At 34.9% G+C, this 21,972-nt stretch carries 19 protein-coding genes; 13 read left to right on the top strand and 6 right to left on the bottom strand.

Annotated features, from left to right (window positions below):
- Positions 1-47: 47 nt before the first annotated feature.
- Entirely contained in the window at positions 48-1,493 is a 1,446-nt protein-coding gene (asnS, locus tag LXH21_RS06910; protein ID WP_239863522.1) for an asparagine--tRNA ligase, read from the top strand.
- A gap of 116 nt (positions 1,494-1,609) precedes the next feature.
- The gene (gene rpoN, locus LXH21_RS06915; protein ID WP_239863523.1) at positions 1,610-3,079 is read left to right on the top strand and encodes an RNA polymerase factor sigma-54; all 1,470 of its coding nucleotides are present in this window, start codon (positions 1,610-1,612) and stop codon (positions 3,077-3,079) included.
- Between the two features lie 74 nt (positions 3,080-3,153).
- On the opposite strand, the gene LXH21_RS06920 is transcribed toward rpoN, so the two are convergent.
- Positions 3,154-3,579 carry a glycine zipper family protein gene (locus LXH21_RS06920; protein WP_239863524.1) on the bottom strand — a complete coding sequence of 142 codons (426 nt, stop codon included), beginning with the start codon at positions 3,577-3,579 and terminating at the stop codon, positions 3,154-3,156.
- A 121-nt stretch (positions 3,580-3,700) separates the two neighbouring features.
- Positions 3,701-4,291: a thymidine kinase gene (locus tag LXH21_RS06925; protein ID WP_239863525.1), complete on the bottom strand. Its 591-nt coding sequence runs from the start codon at positions 4,289-4,291 to the stop codon at positions 3,701-3,703.
- A gap of 200 nt (positions 4,292-4,491) precedes the next feature.
- Here LXH21_RS06925 and LXH21_RS06930 point away from each other — a divergent pair, with 200 nt between their 5' ends.
- The 7 genes from LXH21_RS06930 to LXH21_RS06960 all read left to right on the top strand — a co-directional run bounded on the left by LXH21_RS06930 (position 4,492) and on the right by LXH21_RS06960 (position 11,538).
- Entirely contained in the window at positions 4,492-5,646 is a 1,155-nt protein-coding gene (locus tag LXH21_RS06930) for a hypothetical protein (protein WP_239863526.1), read from the top strand.
- A gap of 95 nt (positions 5,647-5,741) precedes the next feature.
- Complete coding sequence (gene rsmI / locus LXH21_RS06935) at positions 5,742-6,455, top strand: 16S rRNA (cytidine(1402)-2'-O)-methyltransferase (protein ID WP_239863527.1); 714 nt, start codon at positions 5,742-5,744, stop codon at positions 6,453-6,455.
- A gap of 2 nt (positions 6,456-6,457) precedes the next feature.
- Positions 6,458-7,513, top strand: a complete 1,056-nt coding sequence (locus tag LXH21_RS06940) for a flavin monoamine oxidase family protein (RefSeq protein WP_239863530.1) — start codon at positions 6,458-6,460, stop codon at positions 7,511-7,513.
- Positions 7,514-7,526: 13 nt separating this feature from the next.
- Positions 7,527-7,871 (top strand): HopJ type III effector protein, encoded by a 345-nt coding sequence (locus LXH21_RS06945; RefSeq protein ID WP_239863533.1) that lies wholly within the window; start codon positions 7,527-7,529, stop codon positions 7,869-7,871.
- Between the two features lie 78 nt (positions 7,872-7,949).
- Positions 7,950-9,641, top strand: a complete 1,692-nt coding sequence (gene recJ / locus LXH21_RS06950) for a single-stranded-DNA-specific exonuclease RecJ (protein ID WP_239863534.1) — start codon at positions 7,950-7,952, stop codon at positions 9,639-9,641.
- On the top strand, positions 9,638-10,909 hold the full coding sequence (locus LXH21_RS06955) for an MFS transporter (protein WP_239863536.1): 1,272 nt from the start codon (positions 9,638-9,640) through the stop codon (positions 10,907-10,909). Before recJ ends, LXH21_RS06955 begins: the two co-directional genes overlap by 4 nt.
- Before the next feature lie 272 nt (positions 10,910-11,181).
- Positions 11,182-11,538, top strand: a complete 357-nt coding sequence (locus LXH21_RS06960) for a hypothetical protein (protein WP_239863538.1) — start codon at positions 11,182-11,184, stop codon at positions 11,536-11,538.
- Positions 11,539-11,567: 29 nt separating this feature from the next.
- On the opposite strand, the gene LXH21_RS06965 is transcribed toward LXH21_RS06960, so the two are convergent.
- From LXH21_RS06965 to LXH21_RS06975, 3 genes are all read right to left on the bottom strand, one after another.
- Positions 11,568-11,906: a T9SS type A sorting domain-containing protein gene (locus LXH21_RS06965; RefSeq protein ID WP_239863546.1), complete on the bottom strand. Its 339-nt coding sequence runs from the start codon at positions 11,904-11,906 to the stop codon at positions 11,568-11,570.
- Positions 11,907-12,022: 116 nt separating this feature from the next.
- Entirely contained in the window at positions 12,023-13,153 is a 1,131-nt protein-coding gene (locus LXH21_RS06970; RefSeq protein WP_239863548.1) for a hypothetical protein, read from the bottom strand.
- 211 nt (positions 13,154-13,364) lie between these two features.
- A complete protein-coding gene (locus tag LXH21_RS06975) occupies positions 13,365-16,127 on the bottom strand; it encodes a TonB-dependent receptor (protein ID WP_239863563.1) in 2,763 nt (920 codons plus the stop codon).
- Positions 16,128-16,353: 226 nt separating this feature from the next.
- On the opposite strand from LXH21_RS06975, the gene LXH21_RS06980 reads away from it, so the two are divergent.
- Positions 16,354-17,037, top strand: a complete 684-nt coding sequence (locus tag LXH21_RS06980; protein ID WP_239863565.1) for a response regulator transcription factor — start codon at positions 16,354-16,356, stop codon at positions 17,035-17,037.
- A 92-nt stretch (positions 17,038-17,129) separates the two neighbouring features.
- Positions 17,130-18,197, top strand: a complete 1,068-nt coding sequence (locus LXH21_RS06985) for a sensor histidine kinase (RefSeq protein WP_239863567.1) — start codon at positions 17,130-17,132, stop codon at positions 18,195-18,197.
- 11 nt (positions 18,198-18,208) lie between these two features.
- Here the strand turns inward: LXH21_RS06985 and LXH21_RS06990 are convergent, their stop codons facing one another.
- Positions 18,209-19,171: a sodium-dependent bicarbonate transport family permease gene (locus LXH21_RS06990; RefSeq protein ID WP_239863569.1), complete on the bottom strand. Its 963-nt coding sequence runs from the start codon at positions 19,169-19,171 to the stop codon at positions 18,209-18,211.
- Between the two features lie 228 nt (positions 19,172-19,399).
- Between LXH21_RS06990 and LXH21_RS06995 the strand changes: the two genes are divergently transcribed.
- The gene (locus tag LXH21_RS06995) at positions 19,400-20,332 is read left to right on the top strand and encodes a LysR substrate-binding domain-containing protein (protein ID WP_239863582.1); all 933 of its coding nucleotides are present in this window, start codon (positions 19,400-19,402) and stop codon (positions 20,330-20,332) included.
- A 214-nt stretch (positions 20,333-20,546) separates the two neighbouring features.
- Positions 20,547-21,842 carry a porin gene (locus tag LXH21_RS07000; protein WP_239863584.1) on the top strand — a complete coding sequence of 432 codons (1,296 nt, stop codon included), beginning with the start codon at positions 20,547-20,549 and terminating at the stop codon, positions 21,840-21,842.
- Positions 21,843-21,972 lie beyond the last annotated feature (130 nt).

The following is a 21,972-nucleotide window of genomic DNA, read 5'->3' on the forward strand; positions in this document are numbered from 1 at the left end:
ATTTGTAGTTGAAAAAACAGTCATTTTAAATTAATTACGTCCATAAAATGAAACATACAAAGGTTAAAGAATTGCTTAACAGTGCCTCGACACTGCCAGAAGTAAATGCAAAAGGATGGGTAAGAACCTTTAGAAACAATCAGTTTATTGCTTTGAATGATGGTTCGACTATCAACAATATACAATGTGTGGTGGATTTTGAAAATACATCAGACGAAATTTTAAAAAGAATTACTACTGGCGCTGCAGTTTCGGTTGTAGGAGCTTTGGTCGAAAGCAAAGGAGCGGGACAGAAATACGAAATTCAAGTTAGTAGTTTGGAGATTCTTGGAGATTCTGATCCTGAGAAATTCCCGATGCAGCCTAAAAAACATTCTTTGGAGTTTTTGCGCGAAAATGCACATTTGCGCGTACGAACAAATGCATTTGGAGCGATTATGAGAATTCGTTCAGTACTCTCATTTGCTGTACACAGTTACTTTCAAGAAAAAGGCTTTGTATATGTGAATACACCTATCATCACAGGATCTGATGCGGAGGGAGCAGGAGAAATGTTTAAAGTAACCGCTTTGCCATTTGATAATACGCCGAGAACAGAAGACGGAAGTGTAAATTATAAAGAAGATTTTTTTGGTAAAGAAACCAATTTGACGGTTTCGGGACAATTAGAAGGAGAAACTTTCGCTATGGCTTTAGGTCAAATTTATACTTTTGGTCCTACTTTTAGAGCAGAGAATTCAAATACTTCTAGGCATTTGGCAGAATTCTGGATGATTGAGCCAGAAGTTGCTTTTAATGATTTGAATGACAATATGGATCTGGCGGAAGATTTCATTCAGTACGTTATCAAGTACGTTTTAGAAAAATGTCCTGAGGATTTAAAATTCTTAGAAGGTCGTTTGTTGGAGGAAGAGAAATCAAAACCTCAGGCGGAAAGAAGTGAAATGGCATTGCTAGAGAAATTAGATTTTGTATTAAAAAATAATTTTAAACGCGTATCTTACACAGAGGCAATTGATATTTTAAGAAATTGCACTCCCAATAAGAAAAAGAAGTTCAATTATATTATAAACGAATGGGGTGCTGATCTACAGTCAGAACACGAACGTTATTTGGTAGAAAAACACTTTAAATGTCCGGTAATTTTATTTGATTATCCGGCAAATATAAAGGCATTTTATATGCGTCTAAATGATGATACAGAACCTGGAAAAGAAACCGTGCGTGCCATGGATATTCTTTTTCCTGGAATTGGAGAAATTGTTGGAGGATCGCAACGTGAAGAACGATTTGATGTCTTGGTCGAAAAGATGAAAGCATTAAATATCAACGAAGAAGAGTTATCATGGTATTTGGATACTCGCAGATTTGGTAGTGCCGTGCATTCTGGTTTTGGTCTTGGTTTCGAAAGATTGGTTCTATTTGTAACAGGAATGTCTAATATTAGAGATGTGATACCGTTTCCTAGAACACCTGGAAGTGCAGAATTCTAATAAAAAGTAATTCGTTACTAGGATTCCAAAAAAAAAACTAGAAATAAAAAATATTTAATTCGATAACATAATAATACTCAGTACTTAAGCGTCTCAGTATTTCAGTTCCCTTTTTTATGCTAAAGCAATTTTTAAATTTAAAATTATCTCAGAAATTATCTCCTCAGCAAATACAGCTGATGAAGTTAATTCAATTGCCTACGCAAGCTTTTGAACAGCGTTTGTTGGAAGAAATGAATGAGAATCCGGCCTTGGAGACTGGTAATGATGAAGATGATTACGAAAAGGATGAGTTCGAGAACGATGAATACGAGGATTATGATGAAAGCGACGATTCGGACAGAATAGAAGCAGATGACATCAATATCGATGATTATCTAAGTGATGATGACACACCAGATTATAAAACGCAGGCCAACAATTACAGTGATGATGACGAGAGTCGTGATTCGCCAATTGCGGCAAACATCAGTTTTCATCAAGACTTGATCAATCAGCTGAATACTTTTATTTTAAATGATGAAGAGCGACAAATTGCCGAATTTTTAGTAGGGAGTATTGATGACATGGGGTACATTCGCAGGAGTATTTCTGACCTAGTAGATGACATGGCTTTTACTCAAGCACTTTACACAGATGAGGCGATGGTAGAAAAAATGTTATATGTTATTCATGAGTTAGAACCATCTGGAGTCGGAGCTCGTGATTTACAAGAATGTTTGTTATTGCAGTTAAAGCATCGTACACCGACCGAATATGTTGATTTGGCTATTGATATAATCGAAAATCAATTTGATGCCTTCACTAAAAAACATTATGATAAATTAATTCAGAAATATAACGTTTCTAATGAGCAGCTTAAAAAAGCGATTCACGAGATAGAACGTTTAAATCCAAAACCTGGTGGCTCATTTACCGGTAATAATAAAGTAACAGAGAATGTAGTTCCCGATTTTGCTATTCGAATAGTAGAAGGAGAACTAGAATTGACGCTAAATGGTCGTAATGCTCCGTCTTTACATGTGTCCAAAGATTACCAAGATATGTTGCGTACTTATAAAGACTCTCGTGACAAGTCAAATGATCAAAAGGATGCAGTTCAATTTATTAAACAAAAATTAGATTCTGCCAAATGGTTTATTGATGCTATTAGACAGCGCCAAGAGACATTATTTGTGACGATGAATGCTATTATGCACTATCAAGAAGAATTTTTCTTGGATGGAGATGAAACAATGATGAAACCGATGATATTAAAGGATATTGCCGATTTGGTAGGTCTTGATATTTCGACCATATCTCGTGTTGCAAATAGTAAATATGTAGAGACACCTTATGGAACCAAACTCATAAAAGAATTCTTCTCTGAAGCTATGAAAAATGATCAGGGAGAAGATGTATCGACACTTGAGATCAAGAAGATATTGCAAAATATTATTGAGGAAGAAGACAAGAAAAAACCACATCCAGACGACCAGTTGGCTGAATTGTTAAAAGATAAAGGGTATCCTATTGCAAGAAGGACTGTTGCGAAATATAGAGAGCAACTTGATATACCAGTGGCAAGGATGAGAAAGAAAATCTAATACCAATCTGTTATAAAAGTATGAAGGCTGTTTCAAATGAATGAAACAGCCTTCTTTATTTACAATTTTGAATCCTATTTTTTACCATCAATAATAGCTCCCGTACCTGCGCCAATTCCTGCGCCTGCCAAACCACCAATTATTGCACCGGTTCCTTTTTTCTTACTAACTACAGCACCAGTTACAGCTCCAACTCCGGCTCCAATTACTGCGCCTTTTGCTGTTCCGCTCCATTTCTTTTTTGCTACAGGAGCAGGAGTAGTTGTTTGAGTACTTTTCTCAACGACTACAGTCTGTGTAGGTGTTGCCGCTTTTTGATTGGCCATTTCGACTCTCATTGAATCAATAGTTTGTTGTTTCACCATTTCCATTTTCATAGAATCAACACTTACTTGCTTGATCGAATCGATACTCATTTGACTGTCTGTAACGCCTTGTTGATCTGCTTTTTTACAAGAAATAATCATTAAAGAAACTAGTACTACATAAATATATCTCATAATTTTTGAATTTAATATCAGTCAAAGGTAGCGTAGATAATACAATCATAAATTATACAATTACATTAAATTGTTATACAACTCCAATTACTTAGTCTTTTTAAAAATGTAGATTAATAATTTATTCTTCTTGATTTTTTTGAATCGCTCGGTAATACGCACCGCGGCTCAACGGCTCGTATTCTTCTGTCTCACCTAACATTACCAATTTATCGCTATCATTTTTTCTAAAACTAAAATGCGCTAAATTTCCGGTTCGAGTACAAACAGCATGAACCTTTGTTACATACTCGGCTGTAGCCATTAATGCGGGCATAGGACCAAAAGGGTTACCTTTAAAATCCATGTCTAGACCAGCAACAATAACTCGAATCCCTTGGTTGGCTAGATTGTTGCAAACGGTTACGATTTCGTCATCAAAAAATTGAGCTTCATCAATACCAACTACGTCGCAACCTTGGGCCAAAATCGCAATATTGGCTGCTGCAGGTACGGGTGTAGAACGTATTTCGTTAGCGTCATGTGAAATTACCAGTTCGTCATGGTATCTTGTGTCGATAGAAGGTTTAAAAATTTCGACTTTTTGTTTGGCAAATTGAGCTCTTTTCAGACGTCGAATTAATTCTTCTGTTTTACCTGAAAACATTGAACCACTGATCACTTCAATCCACCCAAACTGTTCTTTATGATTTACTGTATTTTCGAGAAACATTTTGTTTTTTTCTTACTTAAAAAATGAATAGTTTTTATTACTTTGTAACTTGATAAATGCACTTAAGATTTTATACTTTTGTATCATCTCAAAAGTAGAAAATTTTTATCAATTAATGAGCTTTGCAGTCATTAAAACCCTTGATACTTTAAAGAGATAAACTTTATAAAATATTCGCTACTTATTATAATTCTACCGTTATGAAAAAAAGATTGGAAGCTGACTTGATCAGCATTGCACACCGAATTTTACAACTTAAAAACAAATCTGATGTGAACCAATTGTTTTTGGAAACTCAAAAATTATATGAAAAACTATCTGTGCTGCGATTTGTTGAAGAGCAATACGGCGAAGTAAAACCAACGATTGGTCATGCTGCCATGGTAAATGATGTAGCGTCCTTCTATGACAATGAAGATCCAATTATACCAGTTTTGGTTCAAGATAATGTTCTTGAAGCAGCAACTGCAACGGAGGTGGAAGTATCTGAAACTTTAATCGCAGTTGTTGAAGAGCCTGCTGTCGAGGCTTTAACTTCTGAAGAGAATAAAGTTGAAGAGAATCTTGAGTCAGTTAGCGCAACCGAAACTACATTAGAAGAAGAAATAAATGAAGCAATTGAGCTTGAAGAAGCACTTTTGGAGGAAGAGCCTTTAGTGGATGAAATTGCTACTATAGAAGAAAACGAGGAGTTAGTCCAACTAGAAACAGCTGAAGAAGAAGATATTACTGAAGATGATGTAGAAGAGGAGTTATTTGAAGAGCAAAACATAGAAGAGGAAGTAGAAGAAGAAATAGAAATAGAAGAAGAGCCGGTATTGCCACCAGCATTCGTTCCTAATTTTGCACTTAGTGAAAAGGAAGAAGAAGAAGTTGAGATTAGTCCGGTAGCAGTAGTTACGCCTCCTAAAAAAGCAGATGCTATTCAAATATCATTTGAAGATTTATTAGGAGCCAATTATAACGAACCACAGTTTGTTAAAGTAGATGAAGTTCCAGTTATACCACCTGCACCCATCTTTGAACCTGTAAAAGCAGTTGAAGAAATTGTCGAAGTAGCTGTAGTAAAAGAAGAGGTTCCTGAAAAAGTAGCACCTAAATCTTTTTCACTTAATGATAAACTCTCAAAAGGAATTGAGATTGACCTAAACGATCAAATTGCATTTGTCAAGCACCTTTTTGGTAATAGCAGAGAAGATTATAATAGAGTGCTTAACCAATTAATTACTTTTGATAACTTCTATGAAACAAAGGCCTTCATTGATCAAATGGTAAAACCAGACTACAATGAGTGGAAAGGTAAAGAGGATTATGAGGAACGTTTTATGGATATTATCGAAAAGAAATTTCTATAAAAGATAAATAGTAAACATTAAAAATATATTAGCCAGAATCTCTTGTCTGTACAAGAATTTCTGGCTAATAATCATTTAAAACAAATCAAAGCTACATGTCAAAATTATTTATAGTTCCCACTCCAATAGGCAACCTCGAAGACATGACTTTTCGAGCTATTCGAGTACTTAAAGAAGCCGATTTGATACTTGCCGAAGATACTAGAACGAGTGGCAAACTTTTAAAGCATTTTGAGATTGGTACACATATGCATAGTCATCACATGCATAATGAGCATAAAACAGTTGAGAATTTAATTGCTCGTTTAAAAGCGGGAGAAACAATTGCATTAATTTCTGATGCAGGAACGCCTGCCATTTCTGACCCGGGTTTCTTGTTGACTCGTGCTTGTGTAGAAAATGGAGTTCCTGTTGAATGTTTGCCTGGAGCAACTGCATTTGTGCCAGCTTTGGTAAATAGCGGATTGCCTAATGACAAATTTGTGTTTGAAGGCTTTCTTCCTGAAAAGAAGGGTAGACAAACTCGTTATTTGGAACTGGCTGAAGAAACAAGAACGATGATCCTTTATGTTTCGCCTCACAAATTACTTAAAACCTTAGCCGAATTCATTACGTACTTTGGTGAAGACCGTCAGATTTGTGTTTCTAGAGAATTATCTAAGTTACATGAAGAAAATGTAAGAGGGACGGCTCGCGAAGTGTTAACACATTTTGAAAAAACAGCACCCCGTGGCGAGATTGTAGTAGTTGTAGCAGGGAAGACAATTGTCAAAGAGCCTAAGAAAAAGAAATTTTCAGCAGAAGATTAGTCATGAGTAGGTCGTCTATAATTGTAATAGGTGCTGGCTTATCAGGACTAGCAACCGCCTATTTTTTGAAGAAAAAGAGAATGAATGTACTCGTTTTAGAAGCGAATACTAAAATTGGAGGTCGAATTCAAACCATTATAGGGAATAATTCTGCCACGATGGAAATGGGAGCTACCTGGTTTGGGAGGCAACATCCAAATTTGTTGGCGTTCCTAAAAGAAATAGAATTAGATTATTTTAGGCAGCATACGCAAGGCATTTCTTTATTTGAAACAATGTCGTTTGTACCTCCTCAAAAATTTGAAATTCCAGATTCAGACGAACCTTCTTACCGTTTGGCAGGTGGTACATCAAAATTGATCGAAAAACTAGCTAATTACATAGGTTTAGAATATATAAAATTAGATACGAGGATAGTTGAAATTACAGATAAGGGTTCCGAGGTAGCATTGAAAGACGATAAAGGTTATCTTTATTTAGCATCGCAAGTAGTTATAACAGTACCTCCTAACTTGGCTATCAATACTATTGCGTATGTACCAGCACTACCAAAAGCTTTGACAGAATTGGCCCTTAGTACACATACTTGGATGGGTGAGTCTATAAAATTTGCTGTAGAATATGCAAGTCCATTCTGGAAGCAGAAACAGTATTCTGGTGCCTTGTTTAGTCATGTGGGTATCATTACCGAGATGTACGATCACAGCGCCTATGATAATTCTAGTTTTGCTTTAATGGGTTTTCTCAACGGAAGCACAAATGTTCTCACGAAACAAGCGCGACAAGATAAAGTGATAAAGCAACTTGTACAGTGTTATGGTGCGGAAGCAGAGAATTTTGTTACTTATCATGAGAAAGTATGGAGAGAAGATATACTTACTTTTTGTCCATATAATGATTTAGTTATGGCCCATCAAAATAATGGTGATGCTCTTTATCAAAATTCTTTTATCAATAGCAAGTTACACTTTGCAGGTTCGGAAACGGCCACAGAGAATCCAGGTTATATGGATGGTGCCATTGTAGCGGCACAAACAATAAGTTCAAAATTAAAATAAACATATAGTATTTATGAAAATAAGCTCTTTTTTAGAACAGTTAAACCAAAACCCAACATCAATTGCTTTTGGAGATACCATCACCACTATCGAAGCCAATTATGATTTTACGCCAACCGCTTTTCAAAACGGAAGCACACACAATGGCGCTGGAACAAATTCTGGATCTTGTAAATTATTTGCTTTCGCGAAAGCGCAAAACTTATCACAAGAACAAACTTTGGCTTGTTTTGGAAGCTATTATTTTGATGAAGTGCTAGGCGATCCAGAAGGGACTAGCCATCAAAACATCCGAAATTTTATGGTGACCGGTTGGAGCGGTATCCAGTTTGAAGGTGATGCTTTGGCTAGAAAATAATTCAGCCATGCATTGACTCTTTTTATTTTCGAAAAATAAAAGTTCTGCATTAATTAGTATCACCTAATCACCCACAACATGCGCTGGACACTAAAACCCAAACCGTCTGCAGAAAAAATTCAACATTTGGCTCAAGCACTGAATGTGGAAGATTTTGTAGCTACTTTATTGGTACAGCGAGGCATTGAAACGTTTGAGGATGCCAAGGCTTTCTTTCGTCCTTCACTCACGCACTTGCACGATCCGTTCTTAATGAAAGACATGGACAAAGCTGTCATTCGAATAGAACAAGCCATTGAGAACCAAGAACGCATCCTTGTTTTTGGCGATTATGATGTAGATGGCACTACGGCTGTATCCTTGGTAGCTTCGTATTTAAAAACGTACTACCCCAACGTTGATACCTATATTCCAGACCGTTATCTTGAAGGCTACGGTGTTTCGTTCAAAGGAATTGATTATGCCGAAGACAATGAATTTTCGTTAATTATTGCCTTGGATTGTGGCATTAAATCCATCGACCATGTAGCGTATGCCAATGCAAAAAACATAGACTTCATCATTTGTGACCATCACAGACCCGGCGATCAATTGCCAGATGCTGTGGCCGTTTTGGATCCAAAGCGCAACGATTGCTTCTACCCGTATGATGAATTATGCGGTTGCGGTGTTGGTTTTAAACTGATCCAAGCCTTGGGTTCGAACAGAAATGAAACGATAGAAGACTTGCTACCATATCTTGATTTGGTAGCCACCGCAATTGCCGCAGACATTGTACCCATGACGGGTGAAAATCGTGTTTTGGCACATTTTGGACTGCAAGTTATCAACGATGATCCTAGACCAGGCATCAAAGCTTTGGTACATCAAGTCAAGAAAAAAACACTTGATATTACCGACGTTGTTTTTATTGTAGCACCCCGAATCAATGCTGCAGGTCGCATTAGGCATGGCAATTATGCTGTCCAATTATTAACCGAATTTGATTTTGACCAAGCGCAAGCCTTTGCTCTTGAAATCGAACAAAACAATGCCGACCGAAAAGAATTAGACCAACAAATCACCCAAGAAGCACTGCGACAAATCACCAATAATAAGGAAGAAAACCGTTTTTCAACCGTTGTTTTTCAAGAAGATTGGCACAAAGGTGTTATCGGCATAGTAGCCTCACGCCTGATTGAGACGCACTATCGCCCTACGCTAGTATTTACAAAAAGTGGCGAAAAATATGCTGCATCTGCTCGATCTGTCAAAGGGTTTGATGTTTATAATGCTCTAGAAGCTTGTGCGGAACACCTAGAACAGTTTGGAGGTCATATGTATGCAGCGGGTATGACTTTACAACCCGAAAATTATGCTGCTTTTAAAACTGCATTTGAAAAACAAGTACAAGAAACCATTTTACCCGAGCAACGCGTTCAAGAAATTGAAATTGATGCCGAAATTGATTTCTGTAATATCACACCAAAATTCATTCGAATCTTGAAACAGTTTGAACCCTTTGGACCACTCAACATGACTCCCGTTTTTATGAGTAAAAACGTAATCGAAACAGGTTACGGAAAACCAATGGGAAAAGACAATGAACACCTTCGTCTTTTTGTCAAGCAAAACCAATCTGAGGGACTGGCCGCAATAGGCTTCGGAATGGGAAATAAATTGGGAATTGTAACCCATCAAAAACCATTTGAAGCGGCTTATTGCATTGACGAAAACGAATGGAACGGAAAAACATCCATACAATTACGATTAAAAGACACTAGATCATGAGTCCCGAAAAAATAAAAAAAGATCCTTACGAAGCCTTGCGTTATAAGGAATTCAACACCTTTTTGCTTGTGCGTTTTGCCATGGTATTTGCCTGGTCTATGCAATTTATTGTCATAGAATGGCAAGTTTACAGCATTACAAAAGACCCATTATCTCTAGGTTTAATTGGATTGATGGAGGTAATTCCAGCTGTTTCAATGGCCTTGTTTGCTGGTCATATAGTAGACCAGAAAGAAAAAAAAGGAATGTTACTCAAATGTATTCTTGCGTTCTCAGTTGTTAGCTTTGGACTTTTTTTATTAACATGGCCAACAATAATAGCAGACTACAATATTGAAACCGTTTTGTATGCGATTTATTTTATGGTTTTTTTAGGTGGTCTAGTTCGTGCTTTTATCGGTCCAACTATTTTTTCATTCTTATCTTTAATTGTGCCCAAAAAAGTATATCCAAATGCAGCGACTTGGAGTAGTTCAGTTTGGCAAGTGGGATCTGTTGTTGGTCCTGCAGTTGCTGGATTTTCTATACATTTAATAGGGGTACATTGGTCTATGTGCTCTGTTTTTATTTGTTCTATTATGGCTTTATTGGCTTTGACACAAATTGCGGCCAAGCCTATTATGAACCCGAAAATAGGAGAGCCAATTATGCAAAGCTTAGGTGAAGGACTGAAGTTTGTTTTCAATAATAAAACAGTTTTAGGAGCTATTACATTAGACATGGTTGCTGTTCTGTTTGGTGGTGCCGTAGCTTTATTGCCAGTGTTCGCACAGGACATTTTAAAAGTAGGCCCGGAGGGTTTCGGATTTTTAAGGGCAGCTCCAGCAGTCGGGGCATTTTTGACTATGATAGTAACAGCTTACGTTCCGCTAAATAGTAATGCCGGTATGAAGCTGCTTATTGCCATTTTTGGTTTCGGAATCAGTATTATCGTATTTGGACTTTCTTCTGTTTTCTGGATTTCATTAGTAGCATTATTTTTGAGCGGTGTATTTGACGGTATTTCTGTGGTAATTCGTCAAACTATTCTCTTCTTAAAAACGCCAGATCATATGCGTGGTAGAGTGTCTTCTGTTAATTCTATGTTTGTTGGATCTTCAAACGAACTAGGAGCATTCGAAAGCGGTCTAACTGCTCGATTGATGGGTACGGTTACTGCAGTTGTATTTGGAGGTTGTATGACTGTGTTGGTAGTAATATTGACAGGTACATTTTCCCCAACTTTTAGAAAATTAGATCTAAATGATGACATCGACGATAAGGAGTAACTACTGAGTAATACAGCTATATTTTTTAAGACTGAGCAGGCTGATTTTCTTATAACAGAAAAGTTCACCGGCTTTAGACTATTTCTTTGTGTAAAAAAGAAACATAAAGGATGCCATTTCACTTAGAGCTATTGACCTGTTTGTAGCTATAAAGCAATTTCGATACTTAATAGTTCACCTATAGAAATTATTATATTTAAATATATATTTTACTAATTATTCTTATTTAGAACAAATAAAAATAATATATTTGTGATAACAATATATTTATCATGAAAGAAATACAAGAAATATATCAGAACGAATTTGGGGTTTCCTTTTATTGGATAGAGGAAGAGCAGACGAACACTAGTAAAGTACAGTTGGTCTTTAAAGAAACGGGTTTGCAACTTGAACCTAAAGAGTTAGTTGCATTTAAATGTTTAATAGAAGATAGTATTTCAAAAAATCATTGCTGCGATGATTGTGATCTAAAAAATAGCTGCACCAAATATCTGCTTAAAACTCCTTTCAACGAGTTGGATTTGGCTATGTCAATTAATGAAATGGTTCAAATGAATAATTTAGTTTCGACCACACTCTTCAAAATAGAGCTTGACGATTACCTATATGGTAATGGTAGAAACTAGCATTTATTTTAACTTTTCCTTGTTAGATTTTATCTTACAATTAATTTACGGGTAGCTGTAGCGTTATCTTCATTAATCTTAATAATGTAAACTCCCGGAGATAAACTAGAAATATTTAGCTCTCTACCGCTCAATTGAGTTTGCAAAATTCTCTTACCTAATAGGTCAAAAATCACGATCTCTTTATTCAAATCATTTTTGGTTGCGATAGAAACTCTACCGTTACTTGCGGGATTTGGATACAAATTTAGGCCTTCAATAGTAGCGCTATCTTGCGTTTTTGGTAATTGTTTATTTTCCTGAGCAGTAACGCTATAGGAGCAAATAAAAACCATTAAGAGAATAGTATAAAAGTATTTTTGTGCCATCGCATATTTTTTGTTAAGTAAATATAAGTAAAAACAAATATTATACCAAAAAAAAATGCTCTCTTTTAAAGAGAGCATTTTTTATAATTAAAAGTCCGGTAGACTTGAATATTATATTACAATTTTGTCCAAGCAGCCCAAACAGGTAATGTTGCACCTAAACCAGCACCAGTTTGAGTACTAGTATTGTAGAAAGCAGAAGTATTGTTTGCAGTTGCAAAGTTCATTCCGTTTACTTTAAATTCTCCTGCAGCAATTCTTGCAGTTGCTCCTGTATTAGTATCAAGTTTTGCAAGGACATCAATTCCGCTTACAAATAAGTTTGTGTATGTTTCAATTCCACCACCTTCTTTGAAGTTGATTGCTTTTTCAGATGCTGTAAATTTAGCTTCTGTTCCTTTTACAATAGAAATATTAGTAATTTTAGCATTTGTCATCGGCGTAGCGATATCATTTGCTCCGTTGTTAGAACCTTCTACACCTGCAAAAGATACTCCAGAAATGTAAACATTTGTAATTGTTCCAACATAACCATCTGCAAAATCTAATGAATCATCATAAGAGTTGATCAATACTAGGTTATTAGCATTTACTGCTCCACCAAAGAATTCAACTGCATCATCACCACTTTCAAAAGTGTAGATATTATTAACTACAGTTCCGCTACCTACTCCAAAGAAAGAAACTCCGTTATATTCCTTAGAATCACTAAATTTTGATCCAGTGTATGAGATTTTCAAATAAGTGATTGATCCTGAATTGTCTGCATTGTTGTTTCCTCCGTATAACAAACCACCAACTTCAGATGTACCATTATCACCAGTGTTTACTTTTGCATCACCACAGATAATTAAACCTCCCCAGTTTCCTTCAGTAGGAGTTGCTTTTCCAGATGTCATTACTACTGGACTAGTTGCAGTACCATTTATGTTTATTTTTGCACCTCTTTCTACAGCAATAAAAATTGTTTTAGCCTCTTCTGCAGTTGCATCTGGGTCAGATTGAATTTTAGTTCCTGCAGGTATCGTCAAAGTGGCACCAGATCTTACTATAAGTCCTCCTGTTAACGTGTAAGTTTTTGTAGCATCCAAAGTAATTGTTCCATTTGCTCCATCTGTACTATTTATGTCTCCTTGTAAATCATCTACTTTTAAAACAAAAGCATTTGAATCTGTTGTATCATCATTAGTACAACTTGTAAATGCAATAATTACTACCGATAATATTGCTGTAATTGATTTTTTCATTTTCTTGTTATTATTTTGTTTATATTTTTTAACATTACAAAGGAACATTTTTAACCTTTTTACTACGTTAACTCATTATTACCATGTTGTTAAATAATTTTAGTTTAAGACAATTGTGAATAACATTAAATTTACATGCACTACTACTAACTAAAAAATCGGCTAGTCATCTTGTTGATAACTAGCCGATTTAGATGCTGCTTCTTTATTTTTAAAACTTATATTTTAAAGACAAACTTACGTTTGATCCTATTTTGTACGAGCTAGCTAGTACATCATCCGTCTTGATTACTGGTGCTTTACTTTGTTCTGTTACCCTTCTATAAGCAGGGTTTAAAATGTTTTTATAAGATAATCCTAAATTTAGCTTTTTAGTTAAATTCGTTTTGATGATTAGATCCAATCTGTTAACAGCTTTGTCTACTAAATTTCCTCTAGCAGAAGTTCCTAATACAGCCAGTTTATCAGATACGTAAGCATAGGTCATTGTTGCAGAGATATCTCTATCGTTTTTTAATTCTTTTAAAAAGGATATGTCAGCGTTAGCTAGAAAATCAGATGCGCCAGATAATTTAGAATCTGTAAAAGTGAAATTGGCACCAAATCCATTTTCGGTTAAGACTTTATTGTTACTTAAATCCTGATTTTGGTACATATAAGAACCATTAAATCCGAATGATAACTTGTCTTTTAAACCATTATCATTACTGATTTCGAATATATTTTTTCTGAATTCTAATTCTATACCGGCAACAACTGCTTTTTCTCCTGTATTTGCGTAGGTAATATTTCCAGATGAAGAGTTAGTGTACATCTCGTTGATTGGATTTTGAATAATCTTTCCAAAGGTTGTAAAAGATAAAATTTCATCAGAGCTAGGGTATAATTCCCAGCTTAAATCTACATTATAATTTGTTGACGCATAAAGCTTGTCATTTCCTTCAAAACTTTGTCCCACTTCTTGGAAAAGGATTTTCACCTTTTCTTTAAATTGTGGTAAAGTGTATGTGTTACTTGCTGCAAATTTTAAATTTTGTTTATCATTCAATTTGTACTTTGCAATCACACTTGGTAAGAACTTTACTGGAGCATATGTTCTACTAGTACCATTTGGAGCATCCAAACTTTCGTAATAAACATATTGTTCTATCTGTTCAAATCGACCACCTAAGATGACAGACAATTTATCGGTAAAATTGTATAATACGTTTCCATAAACAGCATGAATGTTCAAATGTCCTTCGTAAAACTGAGAAAGTGGACTTGAGCTATCTCCATTAGAAAGATCAAAATTTGTTGCATTCAAGTACAAATCAGTGTTATGAAATCCTTCTACTGGAAAAGAAGTTTTATTTGTTTCTGGAAAAAACGAATACTGTTGCGAATCGAAGTTCACATTTTTCAACTTACCTGAATAACCAAGAGTTGCTTTACCTTTCCATTCATCATCTGCTGATTTATTAAAATTGTACGATGCTGAAAGATTGGCAGAAATTTCTTTTTCTTCTAAGTTTTGGTAGTAACGGTGGTTGTTGATACTAGAGTTTTTGAAAAAAGTATAGTTTGTTGATCCATCCTCAGTAGGAACAAAAGTGTTTTGCATACGGTCAGGTATAGTGTTGTCTAGTACACTATAACCAACATTCCAGTTACCATTCCATCTTTCATTAAATTCATGTTTACCCATTAACTGATTTAATAATAATTCTGTTCTGTCAAACGTACCACGTTTGATAAATCCAATTTGATCTAAACCAGAGAACTCAATATTAAAACCGTTGTATTCACTGTAATCTTGCGCAGTTGAATTTAAAAATAAGGTAGTGTAAAGAAGGGAATTTTTACTATTTATTTTATAATCAGCAGTACCCATAACAGTTGTATTGGTATTAAACTGATATGATTTTCTTAAATAATCAACATTTGCAGATCCTTGAGCAGTAATGTTAGCTCTGTAAACACCTTCAAGATATCTGTTGTCTGCATCAAACGATGCTGTTACAAAAGCTCCTATAGAACCGCTTTCTCCGATATTAAATTTTTTCCCTCCTGAAAGTGAAAAATTATTATTTAAAGTATTTTTCCTTTCCTGTCTATCCCAACTAGATGAATAATTGTAAGGTAATAGCGGATTGCTAGGAGCGCTCACATTTTTGAAACCTGAATAAGATGGACCGTCTTGTAAATAAAAATGATCTAATTTCATCACATTACTATTTCCTTCTAGACTTACACCCACTTGTACGTAAGGAGAGCCACTCATTTTCTTTGATACAATGTCTACATTTGCACCTCCAAAGTCAGCGTAGTTTTGCGACTCGAAAGTTTTACTAATACCTATTGATTCAACTATATCTGTTGAAAAAATATCTAAAATTATATTTTTATTCGCTGGATTATTAGAAGGCAATGGTAATCCATTTAGAGTAGTTACATTGTAACGATCTCCTAGACCTCTTACAAAGACGCTACCGCTACCTTCTTGCTTAGAAACACCACTAATTTTGGTAACAGCTGCAGCTACATCACTAACACCTTTACGGGTTAATTCTTGAGCGCCAATGCTTTGTTTGATTTCTACCGCTTTCTTTTGGTCTAGCAATAAGGCAGATTCTTTTTGTCTGTTTATGGTTGCAGCCTTAATAACTACATCTTCTAGCTTGTAACCTCCAGAAGACAAAGCTTTGTTGATTGTTACTGTTTGTCCTGCAACTACGGTTACTGCTGTTTCTATTGGTTCGTAACCTACAAAGCTAAATTGTATTGTGTAAGTTCCAGGATTGATACTGATACTATATTTACCGGCAATATCAGTTGTGGTATTAGCACTTGTTCCTTTGACAATTACGTTAGCAAAAGGTAATGTTTCGTTGTTAGATTCTTTATCGGTTAATACTCCTGTTATCGTTCCTTTACTCTGTGAATAAGACAGCGAACAGATTAAAAATGCGAAAATCAATAATTTAAGTTTCATACTCTTGGTTAAATTTTTTGCAAAGTAAGGGTACCTCTGTAAAGTTCAAGTTAACCACTTGTTACGAATATGTTTGGTTAATATTATCAAAATGTTATGAGATTAAATTAATGTAAACCTTACTTTTTGTCGATTATTTTATTGTTATATTTACCATCGCAATTGTAATCATTAAGTTTAATAATAGGAGTATAGCTTATGATTTAAGTCTAATTTTGCCATAATTATGAAAAACAAGAACACTAAGATTTTATTAGTTGACGACGAGCCGGATATTTTAGAAATTGTAGGGTACAACCTTGCACAAGAGGGTTATCAAATCTTTACTGCAGCTAATGGTAAAGAAGCAATAACAAAAGCCAAAAAAGAAATTCCAGATTTAATCATTATGGATGTGATGATGCCCGAAATGGATGGTATGGAAGCTTGTGAAAATATTAGAAAAATTCCAGAATTAAGCAATGTTATTATTACCTTTTTAACTGCTAGAAGTGAGGATTATTCTCAAGTGGCAGGTTTTGATGTTGGTGCAGATGATTATATCACAAAACCAATCAAACCAAAATTGTTGGTAAGTAAAGTAAAAGCATTATTAAGAAGACTAGTCGAAGCTGATCAAGATAGTGAAACTCTTAATGTAGGTGGAATCGAAATTAACCGTGAGGAATATAAAATTGTCATGGAAGGAAGAGAGATTTCCTTACCAAGAAAGGAATTTGAACTCTTTTATCTATTAGCATCAAAACCTGGAAAAGTTTTTAAACGCGATGAAATTCTAGACAAAGTTTGGGGTAATGAAGTGGTTGTTGGCGGAAGAACTATCGATGTTCATATTCGAAAATTAAGAGAAAAAATTGGCGAAGAATTATTTAAAACTATTAAAGGTGTTGGATACAAATTTGAAGTCTAAGTTCGAATTTTAAACACACTTCTTTATATTTACATAAAAGAAAAAATCAAAATGGGCTTTATGCCCATTTTTACTATATACGCAATAAGTTAATGAAAATCAGTTTTAAAAAAACCTACAAATTCGCAATAAAATCATCTTTCTATATCAGTCTCTTCTCGACAGGTTTTGTGATTTTATTGGTAGCTGCTATGTTTCCGTCCACCTTTAATGGGTTATTATGGTTTGGTTTGGTTTTTAGCGTGATTCTGTTTGGTTTTTCTTTTTTGGTCATTCAATATAGAGTGGAGCGGTTTATATACAGGCGTGTCAAGAAAATTTATGATGACGTCTCCTTACTTGAATCGAGCACTTTGATTAATCAACCCATCACGACAGATATGGAAACATTGACGCGAGAGGTGAAAAAGTTTGCCACCGATAAAAAATTAGAAATTGAATTATTGCAAGTGCGTGAAGAATACCGTAGGGACTTTTTGGGTAATGTTTCCCATGAGTTAAAGACACCACTATTTACCGTTCAAGGATATATTTCTACTTTGCTTGACGGAGCAATGGAAGACAAATTGATTCGAAAAAAATATTTAAAACGTGCCGAAAAAGGAGTAGAGCGCCTTATTTATATTGTTGAAGATTTAGATATGATTACTAAATTGGAAGCAGGTGACTTGAATTTAGAATATTCAGAGTTTGATATTTTCGAATTAATTCAGAATGTTTTTGATCTTTTAGAGATGAAAGCAGAAAAAAAGAATATCACTTTGTCGTTTGATAACAATACTGCTTTGCCTAATTATGTAAGAGGTGATCGTGATCGTATTCAGCAAGTAATTGAAAATTTAATTATAAATTCAATAAAATACGGACGAGAAAACGGAACGACAGAAGTTTCGGTTGTAAACTTGACCAAGAAAAAAATATTAGTTCGAATAAGTGATGATGGTGGCGGAATTGAAAAACAACACCTTCCAAGACTTTTCGAGCGCTTTTATCGTGTAAATAAAAGTGGATCTAGAGAGGAAGGTGGTTCTGGTCTTGGATTGGCAATTGTAAAGCACATTGTTGAAGCGCACAAAGAAAAAATTTATGTCGAAAGTGAATTTGGAATTGGCTCTGAATTTTCTTTTACCTTAGAAAGACCAGTGGTTAAGAAGCATTAGTTCCATCTTTATTATGAGCACAATATTACAGACAGATATATTGGCATTCCAAAGGTAATATTAAAGGGGAATGTTATTGCTAATGCCATCGGTATAAAGATACCGGGATTGGCTTTTGGAACGGCAATTTTCATGGCGGCAGGAACAGCAATATACGAGGCACTTGCTGCTAATACTGCAAATATGAATCGGTTTCCAATGTCATCTGTGATGAGGTTTGATAAATATGCCACGATGATACCATTTATAAGCGGAATTATAATTGCAAAAACAAAGCTAAACCATCCACTTTTAAAGAAATCATTTAGTTTTTGGCCACTTACAATTCCCATGTCAAGTAAAAATATAGCCAAGAATCCTTTAAACATATCGGTTGTAAAAGGTTTTATGCCTAGGGCCTGCTGGTCGCTTGCCAGCAAACCGATAATTAAACTCCCTGTAATTAATAACACACTTCCGTTAGTAAAGGAATGCTTGATGAGCGAACTAATTTTAGTAGTGCTCGATTCGTTCTTATTGTACAATCGAATTAAAATTACCCCTACAATAATTGCTGGAGCTTCCATCAAAGCCATCACAGCAACCATGTGACCACTAAATGTGTAGTTTTGCATTTCTAAGAACGTGATGGCAGTTACAAATGTTACCGCACTTACAGATCCATATGCCGCTGCAATGGCGCCCGAATTTTCTATACTAAAATGTTTTTTAAGGATAAAAAAGCTGTAGAAAGGGATAATAACTGCGATGAAAACTCCAAATAAGACAGACCAGATAATGTCCATCGTAAAATCACTATGCGCTAATTCTTGTCCTCCTTTAAAACCAATAGAGAAAAGCAGGTAGAGCGAAATGAACTTTGATGAGTTCTTCGGTATTTCTAAATCACTTTTTAGACGAACAGCTATAATTCCCAATAAGAAAAATAATAAAGCAGGGTTGGTAATGTTTTCTAATAATAAGTCGAAGTTCATTTTTGTTATTTTAAGTAGATTTATTGTTTTGTAGCGCGATTTGATAGTTTAGTTTTAGCTGATTTTAAATTTTGATATAAATCCGGTATCGTAATTTTCTCTTCTTCACATGGAGCGGTAGCCATTTTTCTAACTTCATAATTTTGCTATTTTAAGTTCCTGCAAATGTAAATCCGTCAATCCATTTGTTTTTATTTATATTTGTAATGAAATCCATAAAATGTTTTTATGAACTATACTTTGCATCAATTGTATGTTTTTTTAAAAGTAGCTCAAAATATGAGTATTACTAAGGCAGCTGTAGAGTTGCACCTTACGCAACCAGCCGTTTCTATCCAGCTACGCAATTTTCAGGATCAATTTGAATTTCCGTTGACGGAAGTAATTGGTCGAAAATTGTATATCACTGATTTTGGACAAGAAATTGCTACGGCTGCTGAAAGAGTATTAAATGAAGTAGAAGCAATCAATTACAAGACACTTGCATATAAGGGAGAATTGAGCGGACGTTTAAAAATATCAATTGTTTCTACAGGTAAATATATAATGCCTTATTTTTTGTCTGACTTTCTAAAGCAAAACCCTGGTGTAGATTTGATCTTAGACGTAACTAATAAAAAACAAGTTTTAGAGAGTTTGGAGCACAATGAAGTTGACTTTTCACTAGTGTCCGTTTTACCTGATGGGATTCAGATTGAAAAAGTAGAGTTGTTGCCAAATGCACTTTATATGATGGTAAATGCAAATCAAGCTTTCGATAAAAAGAATAATGAGGTTTCTATTTTAGAAGATCTAGCAGTGATTTATCGTGAAGAAGGTTCTGGTACACGATACATTATGGAGAAATTTATAGATAACAATAATTTAAATGTGCCAAAAAAAATAGAATTGACCGGAAATGAGGCTGTTAAGCAAGCTGTTCTAGCGGGTTTAGGATGTTCGATCATGCCATTGATCGGAGTGAAAAATGAATTGAATAATGGTAGTTTGCAAATCGTACCGGTGAAAGGACTACCTATAAAATCCAATTGGAATCTAATTTGGTTGAAGGGGAAGAAATTCTCACCAGTTGCGAATGCTTATTTGCAGTTTATTAAAACTGAAAAAGAACGACTTATAGCAGAAAGTTTTTACTGGATCGAAAAAAAGATTGTTAAATAAAATGGCTATTGAGTTAATTCGTTCCTGTTTTAATAAAATAAATGGTCAATCAAGCACTGTAATTTATAAGGAAAATGTGTTTTTTGTAGGTTAATTTTTGGTGTTTTTGCATTAAAAAATCGTAAAAACAAAGTTAATTTTTTAATGTTTGGCTAACATTAGCTTAACACCGCGATAGCATCTTTGCCAAAAAAATTAAGCACCTATTTCGATCATGAAAAAACTACTATTAGCTGTATTACTTTTTAGTGTTGTTACATTGCAAGCGCAAGAGCTTAACCGAGACGCTATTTCCAAGGAAGTAGTTCGTATCCTCGACTCGATAAACAAAGTAAAAGTAGCCGAAGATAAAGCAAAACCGAAGAAAGATGCCGCTTGGTACGATAAAATAAGTTTACGCGGATATGCGCAGGTGCGTTACAACGGTTTGTTATCTACCAATGATAAAGTGTCTTGTGACCAATGTGATAAATCTTGGGGAACGACTGCTACAGGCGATGATGCAAAATCAAACAACGGCTTCTTTATTAGACGTGCTCGTCTTGTTTTTTCGGGACAAATACTTCCTAATGTTTATTTTTATATTCAGCCAGACTTAGCTAGTTCTCCAACAACGGGAGTTAATAATTTTCTACAGTTGCGAGATGCTTATTTCGATTTGTCATTCGATACAAAAAAGGAATTTAGAATAAGGATAGGACAGAGTAAAGTACCATACGGATTTGAAAATATGCAGTCAAGTCAAAATAGATTGACACTGGACCGTAATGATGCTTTGAATAGTGCTGTTGCAAATGAGCGTGACTTGGGTGCCTTTTTCTATTGGGCGCCAAGTAAAATAAGAGAGCGTTTTGCGATGCTTGTCAAAGATGGTTACAAAGGTTCTGGAGATTATGGTGTTTTTGCATTTGGAGCATACAATGGTCAAACATCAAATAAGTCAGAAGGAAATAGAAATTTACATGTGGTTACAAGAGTGAGTTATCCTTTTGTTATTGGTGATCAAATTATCGAGCCAGGCATTCAGGCATATACTGGTAAGTGGGCCTTTGGCAGTGAAATTTCAACTGGTGTAACTGTAAATGATAAATTAAATACCTTGGACCAAAGAGTTGCCGCCTCATTCATACTTTATCCAAAACCTTTTGGTGTTCAAGCTGAATATAATATTGGTAAAGGACCACGGTATAATAAAATAACTAACTCAGTGGATGTCTCATCTTTAGAGGGAGGATATATTACATTAAATTACAAATGGGATTTACCAAAAAACCAACTGATGTATCCTTTTGCTAAGTTTCAATACTACGATGGAGGTAAGAAATTTGAAAAAGATGCTAGAAGTTATTTGGTAAGAGATTATGAGCTGGGTATAGAATGGCAACCTTACAAAGCATTTGAATTAACAGCAACTTGGGTGATTGCTGACAGAACTTTTGAAGACAGCGCACTAAAAGATAACCGCCAGCAAGGAAATTTATTACGACTGCAAGCACAGTTTAATTTCTAAAGACCAGTAATAATCATATTAGATTTCTAAACCTCTTAAGGACTAACTTAAGAGGTTTTTTTATGATTTGTTTTTAAAAATTTTGATCAAGATTATTTTTATAAATTTCTTTTCGAAAGAAAAAAGCTTA

The sequence above is a fragment of the Flavobacterium algicola genome (assembly GCF_022399565.1).
GTDB classification, from domain to species: Bacteria; Bacteroidota; Bacteroidia; order Flavobacteriales; family Flavobacteriaceae; genus Flavobacterium; species Flavobacterium algicola.